Raw genomic sequence first — 3077 nt, 5'->3', positions numbered from 1 at the left:
GGGAGGAAGGGGACGGGACGGGGTGTCAGGCGGCTGCCGGACCGGGGCTGCGGGCCGGATCGGGCTCCGGGACATCCCCGGCTTCGGCCGCGCCGGCCTCCGCCGTGGTCTTCCCGTCTTCGGCGGCGGTCTCCGTGGCCTCCGCTTTCCTCTCGCCGGCTTCCCCGGCCGGTTCGCCCTCCTCGGAACCCCGGTCCGTCCGGACGCTCCCGGAGCCGGTGGCGACCGCGTCGCCGGCGGTGGTGTCGGACGTCGGGCCGGGATCCCCGGTCGGGCCGGCGGAAGCGGCGGAACCGGCGGCGGGTGCCCCGGGCATCCGCCGCGGCCGGGGAGCGGCGCCGGGGCCGAAGAAGTCGAAGCCCTTGGGGCGGCTCCCGGCACGGCCGCGCTCCCGCGCCGAACCGCTCCCCCCGCCCGGGGTGTCGGTCCCGGCGGCCGGGGTCGCCCGCTCCGCCGCGGGGGACGCCGTCCGTCGGGCCAGGGAATCCAGGGCGGCCAGCGCCCGCCGGTACAGTTCGGGCGAGGGCTCCCCGGCTCCCCCGGGACGGGAGCCCGTGTCGGGGCCCTCTCCCGCGTCCCGGCCCGACTCCTCCAGCGCGGGCACCGGACGCGCGGCCTCCAGCGCCAACCGGCGACGTCCCTCCAGCGCCCGGGCGCGGTCGTCCTCCGCCCGGGCGTACCGACGGAGCAGATCGGCGTGCTCACCGCGCAGCCGCCCCAGTTCGGCACGCTTGGCCCGGACCTTCTCCTCCAGGGAGGTCACCAGCTCCCGGGCCTCCTCCAGCTCCGCCTGGTGCTCGTCCAACCGCCAGGACACCGCCGCCGTGGCCGCCCGCTCCTTGGCGACCCGCCGACCCGCGTCCGAATCCCACGCGCGCAACAGCAGGGCACCGAACACCGCCGCGAGGGCGGCCAGTACGGCCAGCAGCCGCAACAGCCAGGTGGGGGCGCCCCCCGCGAACAGCGCCGTCACGGCGCACAGGGCCGCGAAGCCGCCCACACCGGCGGGAACCGCCATCCGGTGCAGCGGCGCGTGTCGATGACGTCCACGTGCCATGGCCGAAACCTACCGTGACACCCCGCACAGGGGGGAGAGCGTTCGGGGACTGTTCCCCGCCGGTTACCCATCGACCACCGGTCCCACACCCGTCCCGGGCCGGGACCCCGCCCGGGGACCCGCCGCCGACGGTCCGGGAGGGCGCCGCGGGGTCACATCGGGGAGCCCAGCGGCCCCCCGTTGCCGTTCTCCTCCGGCTCGTCCCCCCGCAACCGGCACACCCGCTGCAGGAACAGCGCCGCCGCGCACACGGCCGCCGCCGCCAGCACCGTCAACCCGGCGTACAGCGCCTGATCCCGCCGCGCCGGCACATCCGTGTACTCCAGCAGCAGGAAGATGCCCAACCCGCCGTACAGGCCGCCGACCAGCGCCGAGACCAGCGCACTCGCCTGACCCAGCATCACCGCCCGCGTGGCGCCCAGCGGATCCACCGGCCGGGCGCCCGGCCGCCGCTCCCGGCGCGCCCGCAACCGGGAACGCAGCGACAACGCCATCGCGAACAACAGCCCCGCCAGCATCCCGAACACCACGGGCGCGGGCCAGGGCACGGCGGGCAGTGTGCCGCGCGCGTCCCACAAACCCGATCCCGCCCAGGCCAATCCCGTCGCCGCGACGAAGATCAGCACCAACACGCCCACCCGCAGATGGTTCACCGCAGCCTCACCGTCACCCGCATCCGTCGTGCCGTCACCATGGTCGTCCCGGGGCGGGGCGTCCGCCGCGGCGTCCGCCGGCTCGACCGCTCCCGGGTCCGTCCCCCGCTCCTGCCCGGGCGCGGGGGCGGCCTCACCTCGGCAGCACCAACTCCACGTCCTCACGGCGGGTCACGCCCTGGTCGCCGACCGTCGGCAGCAGCCCGACCAGCGCACCGTACCCCGGCACCTCGCCGTCCGGCTCGATGTCGTGCCAGGGCACCAGCACGAAGGCCCGCTCGTGGGCCCGCGGATGCGGCAGCGTCAGCACCGGATCGTCGGAGATCACACCCTGGTAGGCGACGATGTCCACGTCGATGGTGCGCGGCCCCCACCGCTCGTCACGGGTGCGCTCGAACGCCTCCTCGATGGCGTGCGCCCGCTCCAGCAGCGAGGACGGGGGGAGGGTGGTGCGCAGCAGCACCACCGCGTTGAAATAGGACTGTTGGGAGCCCGGCTCCACACCCCACGGCTCGGTCTCGTACACCGGGGAGACCGCCTTGACCCGCACGCCGGGGGTGTCCTCCAGGGCGTCGATCGCGCCCTGCAGGGTCTCCAGCCGATTGCCCAGGTTGCTGCCCAGGGAGAGCACGGCGCGCTGCGGGTTGTGGAGGGTCGAGTCCGCGGCGTCCACCCGGTTCACCACGGAAGGCGGTACCGGCTGCACGGTCGGGTCGGGAAACGCGGCACTGTCGGGTGTCATGCTCGGCTCCGCTTGATGGTGATGGTCACGTCGTCGAAGGGCACGGGGATGGGGGCCTGCGGCTTGTGCACGGTCACCTCGACCTCCCGCACCGCCCCGTGCTCCAGGCACCGCGCCGCGATGCGCTCGGCCAGGGTCTCGATGAGGGCGCAGGGCTCGCCCGAGACGACCTCCACGACCTCCTGCGCCACCACCCCGTAGTGCACGGTGCGTTCCAGGTCGTCGGCCGCCGCCGCCGGGCGGATGTCGGTGCCCAGCACCACGTCCACCACGAAGGTCTGCCCCAGGCTCCGCTCCTCCGGGAGGGCGCCGTGGAACCCCCGGGCTCGCAACCCGCGCAGGGCGATACGGTCCACGATTGCCTCACTCCCTCCAACCGGACACGGTCCCGGGGCGCGACGAGGCGGCCGGGTTCTGACGGGCGGGTCCGGCAAGCTGTGCCCGCAATCTACCGGGGGGCCGTGACACCCCCGGGGACGGGGCCCGGACCGGCCCGATCCGCCTTCCGCCCGGTGCCGCCCCATACCCGGGCGGGACCCGGTCCATGCACGGCGAACACGCCGAAAACCCGAACGGACACTCCGGGCCCGTACTCCCCGTCGGATTTCCCCCGACCGTCCCCCTC

At 75.5% G+C, this 3077-nt stretch carries 4 protein-coding genes; all 4 read right to left on the bottom strand.

Annotation, left to right across the window (positions count from 1 at the left end):
- Positions 1-25 precede the first annotated feature (25 nt).
- Positions 26-1057: a hypothetical protein gene (locus tag FOE67_RS21155; protein ID WP_182666430.1), complete on the bottom strand. Its 1032-nt coding sequence runs from the start codon at positions 1055-1057 to the stop codon at positions 26-28.
- 152 nt (positions 1058-1209) lie between these two features.
- Positions 1210-1710, bottom strand: a complete 501-nt coding sequence (locus FOE67_RS21150) for a DUF3180 domain-containing protein (protein ID WP_182666429.1) — start codon at positions 1708-1710, stop codon at positions 1210-1212.
- A gap of 133 nt (positions 1711-1843) precedes the next feature.
- Positions 1844-2452, bottom strand: a complete 609-nt coding sequence (gene folK / locus FOE67_RS21145) for a 2-amino-4-hydroxy-6-hydroxymethyldihydropteridine diphosphokinase (RefSeq protein ID WP_182666428.1) — start codon at positions 2450-2452, stop codon at positions 1844-1846.
- Positions 2449-2808 carry a dihydroneopterin aldolase gene (gene folB, locus FOE67_RS21140; RefSeq protein WP_182666427.1) on the bottom strand — a complete coding sequence of 120 codons (360 nt, stop codon included), beginning with the start codon at positions 2806-2808 and terminating at the stop codon, positions 2449-2451. The genes folK and folB overlap by 4 nt, the downstream gene beginning before the upstream one ends.
- Positions 2809-3077: the final 269 nt, after the last annotated feature.

It is taken from the genome of Streptomyces calidiresistens (genome assembly GCF_014141525.1).
Lineage (GTDB): Bacteria > Actinomycetota > Actinomycetes > Streptomycetales > Streptomycetaceae > Streptomyces > Streptomyces calidiresistens.
The sequence above is the reverse complement of the archived record's forward strand: the minus strand, read 5'-3'. Positions and strand labels throughout refer to the sequence as shown.

What these genes read in the sequence shown, in the direction of transcription:
- FOE67_RS21155 (WP_182666430.1), bottom strand. Translation starts at nt 1,057, where the DNA reads ATGGCACGTGGACGTCATCGACACGCGCCGCTGCACCGGATGGCGGTT.
- folK (WP_182666428.1), bottom strand. Translation starts at nt 2,452, where the DNA reads ATGACACCCGACAGTGCCGCGTTTCCCGACCCGACCGTGCAGCCGGTA.